A 19199-nucleotide genomic window follows, 5' to 3' on the forward strand; every position below is an offset into this window, starting at 1 on the left:
GAATAATTACAAAGTAAGACTTCCCCTCCCCGCAGTCAACCTAATTTAGAATTATTCTTAACTAAGCCCCCGACCCGTCACCTGCGAGAAATCGCCCGCTTCCGCTTCCGGGATTGCCCCGGGGGATTGCCAATGCGGGCGCGCCGCCGCATAACCCATGCGCGCTTCAGCGCCATGCCAAAAGTGACGGATTTCGCAATGGAACAGCCGACAAACCGCGTTTTTTCGGGCGTTCAGCCCACCGGGAACCTGCATCTGGGGAATTATCTCGGAGCCATCCGCAATTTCGTCGGCCTCCAGGACACGCATGAGTGCATCTATTGCGTGGTCGACATGCATGCGATTACCGTCTGGCAGGACCCGAAGGAACTCGCCGCGAACACGCGCGAAGTCGCCGCCGCCTACATTGCCGCCGGCATCGACCCCAAGCGCCACATCATCTTCAACCAGTCCAAGGTTCCGGCCCATGCCGAGCTTGCCTGGGTTCTGAATTGCGTCGCCCGCATCGGCTGGCTCAACCGCATGACCCAGTTCAAGGACAAGGCCGGCAAGGACCGGGAGAAGGCATCCGTCGGACTCTACGCCTATCCGGTGCTGATGGCAGCCGACATTCTGGCTTATCGCGCGACGCATGTGCCGGTCGGGGAGGACCAGAAGCAGCATCTGGAGCTTGCCCGCGACGTTGCGCAGAAGTTCAACAACGACTTCGCGGAGACGGGCGGCACGGATTTCTTCCCCCTGCCCGAGCCCCTCATCATGGGCCCCGCCACGCGCGTCATGTCGCTGCGCGACGGCACGAAGAAGATGTCGAAATCCGACCCATCGGATTATTCGCGCATCACCCTGAAGGATACGGCCGACGACATCGCCCTCAAGATCCGCAAGGCCCAGACCGATCCCGAGCCGCTGCCGGAGACGGAAGAAGGGCTCGCGGGCCGTCCGGGCGCCGACAATCTCGTCGGCATCTACGCGGCGCTCTCGGGACGGAGCAAGAACGACGTGCTCGCCGAATTCGGCGGCAAGCAGTTCAGCGTCTTCAAGCCGGCGCTTGCCGATCTCGCCGTCGCGAAACTTTCGCCCATGACTGGCGAAATGAAGCGCATGCTCGATCAGGATCGGAGCTATATTGACGAGGTGCTGGCGAGCGGCGCTGAGCGGGCGCATGCCATCGCCGATCCGATCTACAGGCGCGTGCGCGAGATCGTCGGCTTCATTTGAGGCGTGCGGACGAAATCGCGGGCTTGATCGCGCCGATCGAATGCCCATCTCTGCCGCTCGGGAAGCGATGAGCGTCAGGAGCCTGTCACCCATGCCCTTGCGAGGCGGCCATGTCATTCCGTGATAATGTGGATCGTATGCGCGATTGGGGCAGGGAAACCTTCGAGAGCCTGCGCGACGGTCTGCGCCGCCGCTGGATGTATCGCAAGGGCCCGTCGTTCGGCGGCGCCGATGCGGGTGCGGAAGGCGCTGGCGACGGCTTCCTCTCCCGGCTCGATCAGCCGGGCTGGGCGGGCATCGCCAAGCGTGCGTTCGTCGCGCTCGCCGTCGTCGTCCTTCTCTACTATCCGATCGGGATGCTGATGGTGAGCCGGATCGACGACGATCCGGACTTCACGCCGACCGGCGCCAATGCGATCGGCGAAGGCGGAAGTCAGGCGGTCGCCATGATGGCGGCGCTGATCGACCGCGAAGTCGACGAGAATTCCTGGACCGCGAACGATCCCTTCTTCCAGCCGGGCGCGCTTCTCGACAACATGCCGAACTTCCAGACCGGCATCATGAGCGCGCTGGCGCGCTTCGCTTTCGAGATGACGGATCAGGTGGGCCGTTCGCGCGGATCGAGCGAGGCCGACGCCGATCTCCAGAAGGCGGCGGGACTGCTGCAATATCCGGGCGATGTCTGGATCTGGAACCCGACCGTCTCGCTCGCGCCGCGCGCAAGCTCGGAATCGCAGTACCGCCAGGCGCGCCGCGCGCTCCTCAGCTACAATGCGCGCCTCGTCCGCGGCGAAGCGCCGTTCGAGCGGCGCTCCGACAATCTGATGGCGACGCTGGAGCGTTTCGCGAGCGACCTCGGCTCGCAATCGGCTGTGATCGACACCGAAGTGCGCGAGCATTCGCATGACTTCATCGACGGCAATGCCGACGATGTCTTCTACAACACCAAGGGCAAGCTCTACGGCTATTACATGATCCTGAAGGGCCTCGGTCAGGACTTCGCACCCGTCATCAAGGAACGCGGCCTGCAGAAGAACTGGGCGCAGATGCTCGACACATTCCGCGAGGCCGCGGCCCTCTCGCCCTGGGTCGTCGTCAACGGCCCGCCCGACAGCCAGCTCGCGCCGAGCCACCTCGCCGCGCAGGGCTTCTACCTGCTGCGCGCCCGTACTCAGCTGCGCGAAATCGCCAATGTGCTGCTGAAGTAGCGCCGAAGTCCTCCGGGCGCCGCCTTGCCGCCCGGCGACCGAAATGGCAGCATGCGCCCCATGAACGAGCCGAATGTGACCGGGCAGCAACCTTCGACGAAGCGCCGCAAATTCCTCGTGGTCGCCGACGGCACGCCCGAATCCGCAATCGCGATCCATTTCGCGAGCCTGCGCGCCCGGCACACCAACGGCATCGTCACGCTTTTCACGGCCATCGATCCCGGCGAGACGGCGCAGCAATGGCTCGGCGTGCAGAAGATCATGCGCGAGGAAGCGCGCGCCGAGGCCGAGAGCCTGCTTCACAAGCTTGCCGCCCAGGTGAACGAATATGCGGGCATCATGCCCGAACTCGTCATCCGCGAAGGCAGGCTCGCCGACGAGCTGGTGAAATTCATCGAGGGCGACAGGTCAGTCGCGATCCTCGTTCTCGCCGCCAGCACTGGCAGCGACGGCCCCGGCCCCCTTGTCTCGACGCTGGCGGGCAAGGGCTTCCCGATCCCGGTGACGGTGGTGCCGGGCTCGCTCTCCGAAGAGGCGGTCCGGGAGCTTGCTTGATTCTGCGGCTCCGGCAGTCCATCTATAGCTCGGACCGGACAACGCCGCGGCAGGGCAAGCCCCTGATGCCATAAGGGTATTGCAACATGTTCATTCAGACCGAAGCGACGCCGAATCCGGCGACACTCAAGTTCATTCCCGGCCGCGAGGTCATGGGCGATGGCCGCGCCGTCGACTTCCCCGATGCGGAAGGCGCGCGCCGCTCGCCGCTTGCCATGCGGCTTTTCGCGGTCGATGGCGTGGCTGCCGTCTTCTTCGGTGCGGACTTCATCACCGTGACCAAGAGCGCCGGCGAATGGCAGCATCTGAAGCCCGCCCTTCTTGCCGCGATCATGGAGCATTTCACTGGCGGCGCGCCGATCCTCTTCGACGACACGCTGGAAGATGCCCATGCCGCGCATGAGGGCGAGGACGCCGAGATCGTGCGCGAGATCAAGGAAGTGCTCGATACGCGCATCCGCCCCGCCGTCGCGCAGGATGGCGGCGACATCACCTTCCAGGGCTATGATGCGGGCATCGTCTATCTCAACATGCAGGGCTCCTGCGCGGGCTGCCCTTCCTCCACCGTCACGCTGAAGCGCGGCGTCGAGAACACGCTCCGGCATTACGTTCCCGAAGTGAAGGAAGTGCGCGCCGTCTGACCGATTGTTGCTCCGGGTGCGCATCACTGTTGCCTGGCATGGGGCTGGCAATGGCGCGCCGGGGCGTTATCTTCGCCCCACCCGCCTTTCAATCACCCGCCTGCCCATCCGCCAGGAGAGAGAGTTTTCATGAGCCGCATCTTGAGCGACGAAGCGCTCGACATCATTTTTCGCACCGCCCGCACGCAGAACGCCTGGACGGATGAGCCGGTTTCGGACGAAACGCTGCACAAGCTCTATGAGCTGATGAAATGGGGCCCGACCAGCGCCAACTGTTCGCCCGCCCGCATCGTTTTCGTGAAGTCGAAAGAGGCCAAGGAAAAGCTCGCCCCGGCGCTTTCGGCGGGCAATCTCGCCAAGACCATGGCCGCGCCCGTGACAGCCATCATCGGCTACGATGTCGAGTTCTATGAGCGGCTGGACTATCTCTTTCCCCACGATCTGACGGCGAAGACATGGTTCAACTGGTCGAAGGAATGGGCCGAGCAGACCGCGTTTCGCAATGGCTCGCTCCAGGGCGCCTATATGATGATCGCGGCGCGCTCTCTCGGTCTCGATTGCGGTCCCATGTCAGGTTTCGATATGAAGAAGGTCGATGAAGCCTTTTTCGCGGGCACGACCGTCAAGTCGAACTTCCTCTGCAATCTCGGCCATGGCGATCCGAAGGGCCTGTTCCCGCGCAGCCCGCGCCTGCCCTTCGACGACGCCTGCAAGATCGTCTGATCACGGAGCACAAGCTGACCATCCTCGCCTTCGATACCGCGCAAGGGGCACTCTCCGCCGCCATTCTGGGCGAGGAAGGCGATGTCCTTGCCCATCGCTTCGAGGCGCGGACGCGCGGCCATGCCGAGGCGCTGATGCCGCTGGTGGAGGCGGTCCTCGCCGATGCGGGGCTCGCTCTCGAGGCGATCGGCGCGCTTGCGGTCACCGTCGGGCCGGGCACCTTCACGGGGCTCAGGGTCGGCCTTGCGGCGGCGCGCGGCATCGCGCTTGCCCGCGCGCTCCCGCTTGTCGGCGTGACGACGCTCGAGGCGGTCGCGGCGCCGGTCGAGGCGCTGCCCGGCGAAACCATCGCTGCCGCTTTCGATGCCCGCCGCGACGAGATCTATCTTCAGGCCTTCGATGCCGCCCACGCGCCGCTCTCCGAGCCCATGCTCGTCGCGCTGGAGGATGCGGCCGCTCATGTGCCGGGGAAGGCCGTCGTCATTGCCGGCACGGGCGCGGAGCTTCTCGCGGCAGAGCTGAAGGCGCGGGGCCTTTCCGTGCGCCTCGCCGGGGCGGCGCCCCAGCCGGATGCGCTCTGGATTGCCCGAATCGCGTATGCGCGGCTTGCCGCCCATGGACCCGATCGTTTCCGCGCGCCGCCAGCCCCGCTCTATCTCCGGGCGCCCGACGCCAAGCTCCCCGGCGGGCGCGATCCGGCCCCGGATTCAGCGCAGGATCCGGCTGAAGGGGACGCAAGGCCATGACGGGCCTTTCCATCGTGCCTGCCGAAGCGGGCGCGGCGGAAAGCCTCGCGGCGCTCCATCGCGCCTCGTTCGACGAACCCTGGGATGCGCCCTCCATTGCCGCCATTCTTGCCATGCCGGGCAGTTTCGCGCTTGTGGCGGTGCGGGACGCCGGCGCCGCCGGGAGCCGGTTGCCGGTCGGTTTCGTTCTGCTGCGTGTCGCCGCCGACGAGGCGGAAATCCTGACCATCGCCGTCGATCCGGCCCTGAGGCGCGCGGGCGTCGGCCGCCGTCTCGTCGAGGCTGCGGCGGCGCTGGCGCTCGCCCATGGCGCCTCCGCGCTCTTTCTCGAAGTGGCCGAGGACAACGCCCCGGCGCTCGCTCTTTACGAGGGCCAGGGCTTTCGCACCGTCGGCCGCCGGCCGGGCTATTACCGCCGCGCGGGCGGGGTGGTCTCGGCCCTCACCATGCGCCTCGATCTGGCCGGTTTACGGCCGCAGGGCGCGGGCGCGTAATGTGGCGCGTGGCGGCGCCGAATCCTGGAGTCGTAAAACTGTTATATTTCAGGTGCTTAGTGTGCTATGAGGTGGCGCAGAGCGATTTGCCGCTTTCGTGACAAGACCACCCCTCAGAGCTATGATGACGGCAATGACGACGAACGACCCCGCGACCGACAAGGCTCAGGCGCCAACCGCCGATGCGGAGCGCATAGAAAACCTGTGCGTCGAAAAAGGCATGCGCATGACCGATCAGCGCCGCGTCATTGCGCGCGTGCTTTCCGTGGCGCATGACCACCCCGACGTGGAGGAGGTCTATCGCCGCGCTTCCAAGGTCGACAGCAAGATCTCGATCGCCACGGTCTATCGCACCGTGCGCCTTTTCGAGGAGGCGGGGATACTGGAGCGGCACGATTTCCGCGACGGCCGCTCGCGCTACGAGCAGGTGACGGACGATCATCACGACCACCTGATCGACCTTTCGACGGGCAAGGTGATCGAGTTTCACAATGACGAGATCGAGCGCCTGCAGCAGATCATCGCTCGCGAGCTTGGTTTCGATCTTGTCGATCATCGCCTGGAGCTTTATGGCGTTCCTCTCGACAGGGACAAGACCTCCGGGCCGAACGAGAACCGCAAGAAGGAATAGCCGGCGCTTGGGTCCGACGGTGGCGTCGGCATGAGGGACGGTCAACAGGAGATGCTCATGGGTCGCTTGCGCGCGAGCTTCCTACTCACCGGCTTCATTCTGTCCGCCCTGCTGCTGATGCCGGTTCAGGCCGTCGCCCTGAAATTCGGCCTTCCGCTGGCGAAGCGCCTGCCGAACCGCTATCACCGCTTCCTCTGCAAGCTCGTTGGCATCCGCGTCGTCACGCGGGGCGAGCCCTATGCGGGCGGCGCCTGCCTCATCGCGGCCAATCACACATCCTGGCTCGACATTCCGGTGATGGCCTCGCTGCAGCCGAGTTCCTTCGTCGCCAAGAGCGAGGTCGCGGGCTGGCCCTTTTTCGGCACGCTCGCCCGGCTTCAGGAGACGGTCTTCGTCGAGCGCGAGCGGCGCACCCGCACCGCGGAATCGCGCAACGCCATCCATTCGCGTATCGCCGCCGGCGACCGCCTCGTGCTTTTCCCGGAAGGCACCTCGAGCGACGGCAATCGCGTGCTCCCCTTCAAGAGCGCGCTGATGAGCGTTGCCCAGCTCACCATCGTCAATGGCGATGAGGACCGCGAGGACGACCTCGTGGTGCAGCCCGTCTCGGTCGCCTATGTGAAGCTTCACGGCCTGCCCATGGGGCGCCAGTTCCGCCCCTTCTTCGCCTGGTATGGCGACATGGAGCTTTTCCCCCATCTCTGGGAGGCGTTCTCGCTCGGGCCCATTGATGTCGTGGTCGAGTATCACAAGCCTGTGACGATCCGCGAAATTGGCAACCGGAAGGCGCTTGCCCTCTATTGCGAGGAGGCCTGCCGCCGCGGCGTTTCGCGGGCGCTTGTGGGCCGGTGGGACGCGGAGGAGGAAGCCGGCCGCATCGAGCCCTCTCGCCCGGCCGATGCGTCCATGCCCCGTGCCGCCACGCAGTAAATGGGTGCGTTGCCGCAAGACCGCCTGATAGAGTGCAGCGAGAAACTTGCACCGGCCGGGCAGCAGCCGGTCACGCGTAGGAGACGAGCGCAAGCCTTGTATGAGAAGAAGACCGCGTATTCCGAATTTGAGCGCCGCGATCCGGCGGAACGGCGGGTCCGATGAGTGAAACCGCCCGCCCCGCAGGAGCCGCGCCGGAGCCATCGAGCCCGGAACCGTCCGCGTCGCAGAAGAAAATCTTCATCAAGACCTATGGCTGTCAGATGAACGTCTATGACTCTGCCCGCATGGCGGACGTCATGGCGCCTGAGGGCTATGTGGAAACGGCTTCCCCCGAGGACGCCGATCTCGTCATCCTGAATACCTGCCATATCCGCGAAAAGGCGGCGGAGAAGGTCTATTCCGAGCTTGGGCGGCTGCGCGAGCTGAAGGCGGAAAAGGCCGTGCGCGGCGAGGGCCTCGTCATCGGGGTCGCCGGCTGCGTCGCGCAGGCCGAGGGCGAGGAGATGCGCCGGCGCGCGCCGGTCGTCGACATCATCGTCGGGCCCCAGACCTATCACCGCCTGCCCGATCTCGTCGCCCGCAGCGGCAATGGCGGGCCCGCGCTCGTCGAGACGGAATTCCCCGCCGAGGACAAGTTCGAGAGCCTGCCCGCGCCGGAAAGGCGCAAGACCGTGGCGCGGGGGCCCACCGCCTTCCTCACCATTCAGGAAGGTTGCGACAAGTTCTGCACCTTCTGCGTCGTCCCCTATACGCGCGGCGCGGAATTCTCGCGGCCCGTCGCCCGCATCGCGGATGAGGCGCGCGCGCTGGTCGAGGCGGGTGTCCGCGAGATCACGCTTCTCGGTCAGAACGTCAACGCCTATCACGGCGAGGATGCGTCCGGCCGCTCCACCTCGCTCGGCGCGCTCGTGCGCGAGCTTGCCGCGATCGACGGGCTCGACCGCATCCGCTACACGACGAGCCATCCGCGCGACATGGACGACGAGCTGATCTCCGCCCATGGCGAGATCGGCAAGCTCATGCCCTATCTGCATCTGCCGGTGCAATCGGGCTCCGATGCGATCCTCGACCAGATGAACCGTCAGCATACGGCGGAATTCTATCTGCGGATCGTCGAGCGCATCCGCGCCGCCCGCCCCGACATCGCGCTTTCCTCCGATTTCATCGTCGGCTTCCCCGGCGAAACGGAGGCCGATTTCGAGGCGACGCTCACGCTCATCCGCGAGGTGCGCTACGCGCAGGCCTATTCCTTCAAATACAGCCCCCGCCCCGGCACGCCCGCCGCGACCCGCGACGGCCAGCTCCCCGAGGAGGTGAAGACCGAGCGTCTCCACCGCCTTCAGGCGCTGCTCTCCGAGCAGTCGGAGGCCTTCAACAAATCGCTCGCGGGCAGGCGCCTGCCCGTGCTCTTCGACAGGCGGGGCCGCGCGCCCGGACAGCTCGTCGGCCGCAGCCCCTATCTTCAGCCCGTTCATCTCGACGGCGTGTCCGCGGATCTCTTCGGACAGATCGCCGATGTCGTGATCGAGGAAGGTTTGGCAAACAGTCTCCGTGGCCGTCTGGCGACAGGCGAGGCGGCTCCTGCCTGATGGAAAGGAAAGGGTGCAGTTGGGCGCAGCGAGCGGGATGAAGGCGTTCGGCGGTTCGAGGCGAGGTTCGGGGCGTGGTCTGGCTCTGGGCCGGAATGAAGGCGGGGGCGGCGGCGCCCCGGCGGACGGGGAGAGCCTCGTCATCGCCTTCGACGACAACAGGCTGTTGACGGAGCTTTTCGGAGAGCATGACCGCAATCTGGCCCGCATCGAGCAGGGCCTCGGCGTTCTCGCCAGTTCGCGCGGCAACAAGCTCGTCATCACCGGCGCGCCCGAGGCGCGCGCCCAGGCCGATCGCGTCCTTCGCGATCTCTATCAGCGTTTGAAATCGGGTCTCGAGGTCGGGGCCGGCGAGGTCGATGGAGCCATCCGCATGTCGCAGGTTCCCGGAGGCGGCAAGGAACAGGGCGCGGCCGTTGCCCGCCAGATCCACACCAAGCGGCGGCTGATCAGCCCGCGCTCGCCGGCGCAGGCCGCCTATATCGACGCGCTGATGAGGCACGAGCTTGTCTTCGGCATCGGCCCCGCGGGCACGGGCAAGACATATCTCGCCGTCGCCGTCGCCGTGCAGATGCTGCTCCAGAAGCGCGTCGACCGCATCATTCTCTCGCGTCCGGCGGTCGAGGCGGGCGAGCGGCTCGGCTTTCTGCCCGGCGACCTCAAGGAGAAGATCGACCCCTATCTCCGCCCGCTCTATGACGCGCTCTACGACACGCTGCCCGGCGAACAGGTGATGCGCGAGATCGAATCGGGCGAGATCGAGGTGGCGCCGCTCGCCTTCATGCGCGGCCGCACGCTCGCCAATTCCTTCGTCATCCTCGACGAGGCGCAGAACACGACGCCCGTGCAGATGAAGATGTTTCTGACCCGCCTCGGCGAGAACAGCCGCATGGCGATCACCGGTGATCCCTCGCAGATCGATCTGCCGCTCGGCGCGAAATCGGGCCTCCGGGACGCGCTGGAGACGCTGGCCGATGTCGAGGGCATCGCCACCGTGCGCTTCTCCGAGGCCGACGTGGTGCGCCACCCCCTCGTGACGCGCGTGGTTAAGGCCTATAATGCCCGCGAGCGCGGGCTTCTCGACGCGCGTGGAGAGGATAAGGAATGACGCGCTCTTCGGTCCGCGCGCATCGTGCGCAGGACAGTCAGAGCCCCGTTTCCGGGCTCGAAATCGATATTCTGCGCGAAACCGGCGACTGGCCCGCCCCGGCGGAAGGCTGGGTTCGCCGGGCTGCGGAGCATGCCTATGTCGTCGCCGGCCCTTCCGAGGAGGCCGAGCTTTGCATCGTGCTCGCCGATGACGCCTTCGTGCGGAAGCTCAACAAGACCTATCGCGGCATCGACAAGCCGACCAACGTGCTCTCCTTCCCGATGAGCGCCATGCCGGTCGCCACAGGCGGCGAGCACATGCGGGCGGGCGACGGGCAGACGCTGCTTCTCGGCGATGTGGTGCTCGCGCAGGAAACGATCGCGCGCGAGGCCGCCGAACAGGCCAAGAGCTTCAGCGACCACCTGTCGCACCTCGTGGTGCATGGCATCCTTCATCTCCTCGGGCACGATCACGAGGACGATGTCGAGGCCGAGGAAATGGAAGCGCTCGAGCGCGACATTCTGGAAGACCTCGGCATCGCAGACCCTTACGCAGCGGAGCACGCGCGCGGAGATGTCTGAAACGAAAGAACCTCCACAATCGGGCTCCAGAGCGGGCCTCGCCCAGCGTCTCCTTGCGACGTGGCGGCGCATGGCTGGCGCGCCCGCGGCGAGCGATCCGAGCCTGCGCGAAAGTCTCGAGGAAGCGCTGGAGAGCCGGGACGAGGCGGGCCGCGCGCTCATGCCCGAAGAGCGGCACATGCTCGTCAACCTGCTGAGCTTCGGCAATCTCCGGGTCGATGACGTCATGGTGCCGCGCGCCGATGTCATCGCCGTCGAGGAAGGCGACTCGCTGGAGGAGGTGCTGCGCATCTACCGCGAGGAAACCCATTCGCGTATGCCGATCTACCGCGAGACGCTCGACGATCCGATCGGCATGATCCACATCAAGGACGTCGTCGATTATCTGGCGCCGCTCGCCGAGGGCGGCGCGGGCGCGCAGATGAAGCCCTTCTCGCTGAAGGATGTCAGGCGCGACGTGCTCTTCGTGCCGCCCTCCATGCCCGCGCGCGACCTTCTGGTGAAGATGCAGGCGACGCATATCCATCTCGCCCTCGTCATCGATGAATATGGCGGCACGGACGGCCTCGTTTCGATTGAGGATCTCGTGGAAGAGATCGTCGGCGACATCGAGGACGAGCATGACATCGGCGAGGGGCCCGCGCTTGCGCGGCGCGACGACGGAACGATCGACGCCGATGCGCGCGTGCCGATCGAGGATCTCGAGGCCATGATCGGCGCGACGCTTGTCGATGAGGAAAGCGAGGACGACATCGAGACGCTGGGCGGCCTGGTCTTCTCGCTGGTCGGCCGCATTCCCGTTCGCGGCGAGCTCATCAAGCATCCGCTCGGTCTTGAATTCGAGGTGAAGGATGCGGACCCGCGCCGCATCAAGAAACTGCGCATTCACCACGCGCCACTTCCCGGCGCGGCCGAGCCGCAGGAGGCGCAGGGCGCGCCGGATCGGGCGGCGGGCTGACGAATGTTTCTCGATCGCGGGCTTCTGGCCACTCATTCCCTCATTGGCCGGCTGGCGCAGGGCGTTGCCGCGCTCAGGGGCTGGCGACGTTTGCTTGCCGCCTTTCTCGCCGGTGCCTTGAGCGTTCTCGCCCTGCCGCCGATCCAGTTTCTCCCCGTCTTCTTCGTCACCATTCCGCTTCTCGTCTGGCTGATCGACGGCACGGGCGCGGAGGAAAGACTTCTCGCGCGAGAGGTTGCGAAGGCTGACCGGCGCCGCGCGCTGCGCGATGCCGCCTTCATCGGCTGGTCCTTCGGCTTCGGCTATTTCCTCTTCGGCCTTTACTGGATTGGCTATGCCTTCATGGTCGAGGCGGAGAAATTCGCGGTCTTCATGCCCTTCGCGGTCACGCTGCTGCCCGCGGGACTTGCGTTCTTCACTTCCGCGGCCGCAGCGCTTGCGCGCCTCTTCTGGTTCGGGGGCTATGCCCGCATCGCGGCGCTCGCGATCTCCTGGACCGCGCTCGAATGGCTGCGCGGCCACATCTTCACAGGCTTCCCGTGGAACCTTTTCGGCGAAGGCTTCGCCTCATCCACGGCGCTGATGCAATGGGCGGCGCTTTTCGGCGCCTATGGGCTTTCCTTCATCGCCATTCTCATCATGGGCACGCCCGCGGCGCACGATCCGCGCATGGGCGAGGACGGGCCCGGGATTTCGCGCGAGCCTGCTTCCGTCCGGCATGCCCTGCTTCCGCTTGTCGTCGGCCTGCTCTCGCTCGCGCTTCTCTGGGCCGGCGGGCGTTTCCGCCTCGCCGCCGCGCCCGACCCCGCCACGCCCGCCGATGGCATCATGCTTCGGATCGTGCAGCCGAATATTCCGCAGACGGAGAAATGGAAGCCGGAGCGCCGCATCGCCGTTCTCGGCGAATTCCTGCGCATGAGCGCCGAGCCGACGCCCGACGCGCCGGAAGGGCTCGGTCCTCGCTCGGTCGTGATCTGGCCTGAATCGGCGCTGGCGATCTTTCTTGCCCGCGAGCCTTACGTGCTCTCGGCCATTTCGCGGATGCTGCCCAGGGGCGCGCTCCTCATCGCCGGCAGCGTGCGCGGCGAGCCCGCGCCCGACGGCCCGCCCGACACGCTCCGGCATTTCTACAACAGCCTTTATGCGGTGAATTCCGACGGGCGGATCATCGCCACCTACGACAAGTTCCACCTCGTGCCTTTCGGCGAGTACCTGCCCTATCGCCAGTGGTTGTCGCGGATCGGCCTGAGGAAGCTCACCCAGCTTCAGGGGAGCTTCGACACCGGGCCCGGCCCGCAGACGCTCGCGCTTCCCGGCCTGCCGCCGGTGAGCCCGCTGATCTGCTACGAGATCATCTTCGCCGACGGGGTGGTGGACGGGGCCGCACGGCCGGGCTGGATCGTCAATGTCACGAACGACGCCTGGTTCGGCACGTCGAGCGGGCCCTATCAGCATCTCTCGCAGGTGAGGCTTCGCGCCGTCGAGCAGGGGCTTCCCGTCGCGCGCGCGGCCAATACAGGCATTTCCGCCGTCATCGACCCCTTTGGGCGGATCGTCGCCGAAAGGGCGCTCAATACGGCCGGCGTGATCGACGCGAGGCTGCCGGCCGCCCTTGCGCCGACGCCTTATGCGCGCTTCGGCGACTGGCTCCCGGCCCTGCTTCTCGCCGTCGCGGCGGGGCTTGTCGGCTGGAGCCGCCGGGTGGCGGGCCTGCGGTCGCTCCCGGCTGAATGAAACTCTTGCAGCCGATGCCGACTGGGGGTTGTATTCTGGTGCCGCGAAGCCGGTGCGGGTTGCAGAGATGCGGAACCGGCCATGGGTTTCGCGGGCATCGGGGTGCTGTCGCCGTGAGCTTGCGGCAGGGGGCGTGAGGTTCAGACAAGGCCGCCTTTTCCCGCTGGAACGGCCAAAACGAGGTTCAGCCGTGCCGAGAAAAACTCCCAATCCGATCGACGTTCATGTGGGCGGTCGTGTGCGCATGCGGCGCATGCTGGTCGGCATGAGCCAGGAAAAGCTCGGCGAAGGGCTGGGGCTGACCTTCCAGCAGATCCAGAAATACGAGAAGGGCGCCAATCGCATCGGCGCGAGCAGGCTTTACCAGATCGGCCGCGTTCTCGGCGTGCCGGTCGAATTCTTCTATGAGGGGGTCCAGATCGAAGCCGCTTCGGAGGATGGCGGCTTCGCCGAGGCGGAGCCCGCCAATTTCGACCTCGACATGCTCTCGACCTCGGAAGGCATCCAGCTCAACAGCGCCTTCTTCGCCATCCGCGATCCGAAGGTGAGGAAACGCATCCTCGATCTCGTGAAGGCGCTGGGCGAGGCGGAAGGCCGGGAGGCGTCCGGAACGCCGGGCGGCGGCCGGCAGAATGGCGGCGAAAGCGCGGGCGGCGTCGACGGCGCCGATTAGCCGCGCCCGGCTCCGCGGCGGTTGACGGGTGTTGACCCCGCCGCCGTTCCTTGCAAAAACCGTCTGCGTTGCGACCGGGCCCTGCCCGTTCCGCTTGCCGCCCAGAGTTCATCCATCCGTCATTTCCTCATAAAGGGGTACGAGAATTGGCACGGTCTAACTACCTGTTCACCAGCGAATCCGTCTCCGAGGGACATCCGGACAAGGTCTGCGACCGCATCTCGGACGCCGTGCTCGATCTCTATCTTTCAGCCGACCCCTATTCGCGCGTCGCCTGCGAAACGCTGACCACGACGAACAAGATCGTGCTGGCCGGCGAGATCCGCGGCCCCGCCTCCATCACCAGGGAGAAGATCGAGGAAACCGCGCGCCAGGCCGTGAAGGCGATCGGCTATGAGCAGGCCGGCTTCCACTGGAAGAACGCCGATGTGGAAGTGCTGCTCCACGCCCAGTCGGCCGACATCGCGCAGGGCGTCGATGCCAGCGGCAACAAGGATGAAGGCGCGGGCGACCAGGGCATCATGTTCGGCTATGCCTGCACCGAGACGGACGTTCTCATGCCGGCGCCGCTCATCTATTCGCACCGCATCCTGAAGCGCATGGCCGAAGACCGCCATTCCGGCAAGCGCCCCGAATTCGAGCCGGACGCCAAGAGCCAGGTCACGCTGCGCTATGAGAGTGGAAAGCCCGTGGGCGCAACTTCGGTCGTCGTTTCGACCCAGCACAAGGAAGGCGTCTCGCAGCAGGAACTGCGCGAGCTGGTGCGCGCCTATGTGAAAGAGGTTCTGCCCGAGGGCTGGTTCCCGCCCGAAGACGAGTTCTACGTCAACCCCACCGGCAAGTTCGTGATCGGCGGACCGGATGGCGACGCGGGCCTCACCGGCCGCAAGATCATCGTCGATACCTATGGCGGCGCGGCGCCCCATGGCGGCGGTGCCTTCTCGGGCAAGGACCCGACGAAGGTCGACCGCTCGGCCGCCTATGCCGCGCGCTATGTGGCGAAGAACATCGTCGCGGCGGGCTTCGCGGATCGCGCGACGATCCAGCTCGCCTATGCGATCGGCGTCTCGAAGCCGCTCTCGATCTATGTCGATCTGCACGGCACCGGCAAGATCGACGAGGCCGCCGTCGAGGCCGCCATCCCGCGCGTCATCGATCTCTCGCCCCGCGGCATCCGAGAGCATCTCCAGCTCAACCGGCCGATCTATGCCCGCACCTCGGCCTATGGCCATTTCGGCCGCGCGCCGGAGGCCGATGGCGGCTTCTCATGGGAGAAGACCGACCTCGCCGAGAAGCTCAAGGCGGAGATCCGCTGAAGCGTGAGCGCTGAAGACAAAGCCCGGCGCCGCCGCCACGTTTATGGCCGCGTCCATGGCAAGACCCTGAGATCCCGTCAGGCGAATTTGATGGAGACCCTTTTTCCAAGGGTCTCCATTTCGCTTGAGCCCGAGGTGATCGACCCTGCCGCGCTCTTTGCCGGCCCCATGGACGAGATCTGGCTCGAGATCGGCTTTGGCGGGGGCGAGCATCTCGCCTGGCAGGCCGCGCGCAATCCGCATATCGGTATCATCGGCTGCGAACCCTTCATCAACGGGATCGCAAAGCTCGTGTCCGAGATCGACGAGCAGGGCCTCGCCAATGTGCGCATCCATGGCGACGACGCGCGCTTTCTGCTCGAAAAGCTCGAGCCCGGCTCGATTTCGCGCATTTTTCTGCTCTACCCCGATCCCTGGCCGAAAAAGCGCCACAACAAGCGCCGCTTCGTGAACGGGGAGACGCTGGCGCTCATCGCCCGCGTCTTGAAGGAGGGCGGCGAATTGCGGATCGCAAGCGATATTCCCGATTATGTCGCCTGGACGCTCGCCCATATCCGCCGCCACAATCTTGCAGGCGAAAGCCGTTTCGAATGGCTGGCCGAAAGCCCCGGCGACTGGCGCGAGCGGCCCGAGGACTGGCTGCGCACCCGCTATGAGGCAAAGGCCGTCCGCGAGGGCCGGACACCTGCCTATCTGCGCTTCCGGCATGAACGGGCCCCGGGCACTTGCGAAAAGCCCCATGAAAGCGCTATATAGAACCCAGGTTAGCTAAGACGCTTCTCACATAGCGAAGGTCACTCTCGATCTTCGAACTAAGCGAGTGGGTTGTCTCCGGAAACGGGGGCCCGCTTTTTTTGTTTCTGGAGAGCGGTTTCATCGAAGAGGTTTCATTGGCAGGTCTGAAGGCGGATGAAGGGATGACGGTTGCGGCGGCGGCTTCGAAGGCCGAGGCGCCGGACACGCATCTCATTGCCGCGGCCGGGCAGCCGAGGCGGATCTTCGAGCTGGTCAACGCCTCCGTCGAGGCGGCCGGCTTCGAGATCGTGCGCGTGCGTTTCGGCCTTCATGACGGACGCACGCTGCAGATCATGGCCGAGCGGCCCGACGGCACGATCACGGTTGCCGATTGCGAGGAGCTGTCCAGGCTTCTCTCCGCCCTTCTCGACGTCGAGGACCCGATCCCCGGCGAATACAATCTCGAGATCTCCTCGCCCGGGATCGACCGGGCGCTGACGAGGCCCAAGGATTTCGCCCGCTGGGCCGGTTTCGAGGCGAAGCTCGAACTCAGCGAGCCCATCGACGGCAGAAAGCGCTTTCGCGGCATTCTGCACGGCTTCGAGGATGGCGAGGTTCTGATCGAGCATGAGATCGAAGGTTTCGCGGAGCCGCAGGTCATCGGCCTGCCGTTCCGCCTTGTGGGTGAGGCGAAGCTCGTCATGAACGACGACCTCATCAATGAAAGTTTGAAGCGACAGGACCGCAAGGGTCCGACCGACGGAGAATAGACATGGCAGTCAGCGCCAACCGGCTCGAATTGTTGCAGATCGCGGATGCAGTCGCGCGCGAGAAGTCGATCGATCGCGAGGTGGTCATCGAGGCGATGGCCGAGGCGATCCAGAAGGCGGCCCGCTCGCGCTATGGCGCGGAGAACGAGATCCGTGCCCGCATCAATCCCCAGACCGGCGAGATCAGGCTCGTGCGCCTTCTCGAAGTGGTTGACGAGGTCGAGAACGACGCCGTCCAGATCGACCTCAGGGACGCGCAGCGCCGCAATCCGGCCGCCCAGCTCGGCGATCTCATCGAGGACGAGCTTCCGCCCGTCGATTTCGGCCGCATCGCCGCGCAGACGGCCAAGCAGGTCATCGTCCAGAAGGTGCGCGACGCCGAGCGCGAGCGCCAGTACGAGGAATATCGCGACCGCATCGGCGAGATCGTCCACGGCATCGTCAAGCGCGTCGAATATGGCAACGTCATCGTCGATCTCGGCCGTGGCGAGGCGATCGTGCGCCGCGACGAGCTGCTGCCGCGCGAAACCTTCCGCAATGGCGACCGCGTCCGCGCCTATATCTACGATGTGCGCCGCGAGCAGCGCGGGCCGCAGATTTTCCTCTCCCGCACGCATCCCCAGTTCATGGCCAAGCTCTTCGGCCAGGAAGTGCCCGAAATCTACGACGGCATCATCGAGATCAAGGCGGTTGCCCGCGATCCGGGTTCGCGCGCCAAGATCGCCGTGCTCTCGAACGACAGCTCCATCGACCCCGTCGGCGCCTGCGTCGGCATGAGGGGCGCGCGCGTGCAGGCCGTGGTGAGCGAGCTGCAGGGCGAGAAGATCGACATCATCCAGTGGTCGCCCGACCACGCGACCTTCATCGTCAATGCGCTGGCGCCGGCCGAAGTCGTCAAGGTCGTGCTCGATGAAGACACGAAGCGTATTGAAGTTGTGGTCCCGGATGACCAACTATCTCTTGCGATCGGCCGCCGTGGGCAGAATGTGCGGCTCGCCTCGCAGCTCACCGGCTGGGACATCGATATTCTGACCGAAGCCGAGGAAAGCGAGCGCCGTCAGGCCGAATTCCAGAGCCGCAGCGTGCTCTTTGCCGATGCGCTCGATGTGGACGAGGTCATCGCCCAGCTTCTGGCCTCCGAAGGTTTCTCCTCGATCGAGGAAGTGGCTTACGTGCCGCTCGACGAAATCGCCGAGATCGAAGGCTTTGACGAAGAGACGGCGCAGGAAATCCAGAGCCGCGCTCTCGATTATATCGACCGGCAGAACGCCGAATATGACGAGAAGCGCAAGGAGCTCGGCGTCGAGGACGCGGTGGGCGAGATCGAGGGTGTTACGCCCCGCATGCTCGTCGCCTTCGGCGAGAACGACATCAAGACCGTCGAGGATCTCGCCGGTTGCGCCACCGACGATCTGACCGGCTGGAACGAGACGGTCAATGGCGAGCGCAAGCATCAGAAGGGCGTTCTGGAGGATTTCGACCTCGGCCCCGATGAAGCGAACATGCTGATCATGCATGCGCGTCTCGCCGCCGGCTGGATCACGGATGAGGATCTGAACGCGCGGGACGTTGCGGCGGACGAAGGGGTGGACAACCCCGAGGACGAGAACGAGATCGAGCAGGACGCGCAGGCCTGACGGGTACATGAGTACGGAGGCTGAAGCGGCGGGCAGGCAGGCGGAAGAGCGCCGCTGCATCGTGACCGGCGAGGCGGGGCCGAAGGAAGGCCTCATCCGCTTCGTGATCGGCCCGCAGGCGAGCCCGGTTCCCGATCTCGGCGAGCGTTTGCCGGGCCGGGGCATCTGGGTTTCCGCCCGGCGCGAGGCGGTCGAAACGGCGATCCGCAAGGGCCTTTTCTCGAGGGCCGCGCGGATGAAGGTCGAGGCGTCGGAGGCGCTCGCCGATGAGGTGGAGCGGCTTCTGGCGAAGCGGGCGATGGAAGCCCTGGGGCTTGCCCGCAAGGCGGGTTGCCTTGTCCTCGGCTTCGAGAAGGTGATGGCGGCGATCGGCAAGGGTGAAGTCGCCCTTTTGATCGAGGCCCGGGACGGCTCCGAAGATGGCGCCCGCAAGCTCGCGGGAGCCTTGAAGGCAAGGGATCAGGGCGCGGCAAAACGCGCGACGCCGATCCTGAGCCCGCTCTGGACGGCCGAAATGGGTTTGGCATTGGGTCGCGCAAATGTGGTACATGCAGCCCTGACCCAAGGCAGCATGAAGAATAAGGTCTTGGCGGACCTCGCCAGGCTGGAAAGTTATGGGCGCAAGGAGCGCCCTGCGGAGCGCAGTCCCGGGTAAGTACCGGCAACGGTGGGATTGCATCCGATCAAAGCGAGAGATGTAGGACAGGCATGAACGACTCGGCGGATTCGAGTGAACGCAAACTGAAAGCTTCGGGCGGCAAGACGCTGAGCCTGAATCGGACGGTCGAGTCTGGCCATGTGCGCCAGAACTTCTCCCATGGCCGGTCGAAATCGGTTGTCGTCGAGAAGAAGAAGAAGCGCACGATCAATCCGGGCGCTGCTGCAGCTGCCGCGCGTGCCGAGCATGTGGAAGAGCCCGCGGCGCCCGCCGCTGCTGCTCCGGCCCAGGCTCCGGCTGCCGCACCCG

General features: G+C 65.6%; 21 protein-coding genes. All 21 read left to right on the plus strand.

All coding sequences use genetic code 11. The features are described 5' to 3' along the window. Positions 1–198: 198 nt before the first annotated feature. Positions 199–1218: a tryptophan--tRNA ligase gene (gene trpS / locus WBG82_RS08020; RefSeq protein ID WP_424423486.1), complete on the plus strand. Its 1020-nt coding sequence runs from the start codon at positions 199–201 to the stop codon at positions 1216–1218. A gap of 110 nt (positions 1219–1328) precedes the next feature. Next, positions 1329–2426, plus strand: coding sequence for a DUF2333 family protein (locus WBG82_RS08025; protein ID WP_424423488.1), 1098 nt, complete (start codon positions 1329–1331; stop codon positions 2424–2426). Positions 2427–2486: 60 nt separating this feature from the next. Next, positions 2487–2981, plus strand: coding sequence for a universal stress protein (locus WBG82_RS08030; protein ID WP_424423490.1), 495 nt, complete (start codon positions 2487–2489; stop codon positions 2979–2981). An 86-nt stretch (positions 2982–3067) separates the two neighbouring features. Then, positions 3068–3622, plus strand: a complete 555-nt coding sequence (locus WBG82_RS08035; RefSeq protein WP_424423492.1) for a NifU family protein — start codon at positions 3068–3070, stop codon at positions 3620–3622. Positions 3623–3751: 129 nt separating this feature from the next. Next, positions 3752–4345 (plus strand): malonic semialdehyde reductase, encoded by a 594-nt coding sequence (locus WBG82_RS08040; RefSeq protein WP_424423495.1) that lies wholly within the window; start codon positions 3752–3754, stop codon positions 4343–4345. A gap of 20 nt (positions 4346–4365) precedes the next feature. Beyond that, complete coding sequence (tsaB, locus tag WBG82_RS08045) at positions 4366–5091, plus strand: tRNA (adenosine(37)-N6)-threonylcarbamoyltransferase complex dimerization subunit type 1 TsaB (RefSeq protein WP_424423540.1); 726 nt, start codon at positions 4366–4368, stop codon at positions 5089–5091. Further along, positions 5088–5585, plus strand: coding sequence for a GNAT family N-acetyltransferase (locus tag WBG82_RS08050; protein ID WP_424423498.1), 498 nt, complete (start codon positions 5088–5090; stop codon positions 5583–5585). Before tsaB ends, WBG82_RS08050 begins: the two co-directional genes overlap by 4 nt. A 133-nt stretch (positions 5586–5718) precedes the next feature. Next, positions 5719–6216, plus strand: coding sequence for a Fur family transcriptional regulator (locus WBG82_RS08055; RefSeq protein ID WP_424423501.1), 498 nt, complete (start codon positions 5719–5721; stop codon positions 6214–6216). A gap of 57 nt (positions 6217–6273) precedes the next feature. Next, on the plus strand, positions 6274–7146 hold the full coding sequence (locus tag WBG82_RS08060) for a lysophospholipid acyltransferase family protein (protein ID WP_424423504.1): 873 nt from the start codon (positions 6274–6276) through the stop codon (positions 7144–7146). Between the two features lie 161 nt (positions 7147–7307). Further along, entirely contained in the window at positions 7308–8738 is a 1431-nt protein-coding gene (miaB, locus tag WBG82_RS08065) for a tRNA (N6-isopentenyl adenosine(37)-C2)-methylthiotransferase MiaB (protein ID WP_424423507.1), read from the plus strand. 19 nt (positions 8739–8757) lie between these two features. Continuing rightward, positions 8758–9846 (plus strand): PhoH family protein, encoded by a 1089-nt coding sequence (locus tag WBG82_RS08070; protein WP_424423542.1) that lies wholly within the window; start codon positions 8758–8760, stop codon positions 9844–9846. Beyond that, positions 9843–10409, plus strand: a complete 567-nt coding sequence (gene ybeY / locus WBG82_RS08075; RefSeq protein ID WP_424423509.1) for an rRNA maturation RNase YbeY — start codon at positions 9843–9845, stop codon at positions 10407–10409. Before WBG82_RS08070 ends, ybeY begins: the two co-directional genes overlap by 4 nt. Beyond that, entirely contained in the window at positions 10402–11367 is a 966-nt protein-coding gene (locus WBG82_RS08080) for a hemolysin family protein (RefSeq protein ID WP_424423512.1), read from the plus strand. Before ybeY ends, WBG82_RS08080 begins: the two co-directional genes overlap by 8 nt. Before the next feature lie 3 nt (positions 11368–11370). Continuing rightward, entirely contained in the window at positions 11371–13101 is a 1731-nt protein-coding gene (gene lnt, locus WBG82_RS08085) for an apolipoprotein N-acyltransferase (protein ID WP_424423514.1), read from the plus strand. A gap of 244 nt (positions 13102–13345) precedes the next feature. Next, positions 13346–13774 (plus strand): helix-turn-helix domain-containing protein, encoded by a 429-nt coding sequence (locus tag WBG82_RS08090; protein WP_424423544.1) that lies wholly within the window; start codon positions 13346–13348, stop codon positions 13772–13774. A gap of 146 nt (positions 13775–13920) precedes the next feature. Continuing rightward, complete coding sequence (gene metK / locus WBG82_RS08095; RefSeq protein WP_424423517.1) at positions 13921–15090, plus strand: methionine adenosyltransferase; 1170 nt, start codon at positions 13921–13923, stop codon at positions 15088–15090. A gap of 90 nt (positions 15091–15180) precedes the next feature. Beyond that, positions 15181–15846 carry a tRNA (guanosine(46)-N7)-methyltransferase TrmB gene (trmB, locus tag WBG82_RS08100; RefSeq protein ID WP_424423519.1) on the plus strand — a complete coding sequence of 222 codons (666 nt, stop codon included), beginning with the start codon at positions 15181–15183 and terminating at the stop codon, positions 15844–15846. A 134-nt stretch (positions 15847–15980) separates the two neighbouring features. Then, positions 15981–16595, plus strand: a complete 615-nt coding sequence (gene rimP / locus WBG82_RS08105; RefSeq protein WP_424423522.1) for a ribosome maturation factor RimP — start codon at positions 15981–15983, stop codon at positions 16593–16595. A 2-nt stretch (positions 16596–16597) separates the two neighbouring features. Next, the gene (gene nusA / locus WBG82_RS08110) at positions 16598–18232 is read left to right on the plus strand and encodes a transcription termination factor NusA (RefSeq protein WP_424423525.1); all 1635 of its coding nucleotides are present in this window, start codon (positions 16598–16600) and stop codon (positions 18230–18232) included. 7 nt (positions 18233–18239) lie between these two features. Continuing rightward, a complete protein-coding gene (locus tag WBG82_RS08115; RefSeq protein WP_424423528.1) occupies positions 18240–18887 on the plus strand; it encodes an RNA-binding protein in 648 nt (215 codons plus the stop codon). 53 nt (positions 18888–18940) lie between these two features. Then, a partial coding sequence (locus WBG82_RS08120) for a translation initiation factor IF-2 associated domain-containing protein (RefSeq protein WP_424423530.1) occupies positions 18941–19199 on the plus strand: 259 nt, incomplete at its 3' end.

Source organism: Parvibaculum sp., assembly GCF_049671045.1.
Lineage (GTDB): Bacteria > Pseudomonadota > Alphaproteobacteria > Parvibaculales > Parvibaculaceae > Parvibaculum.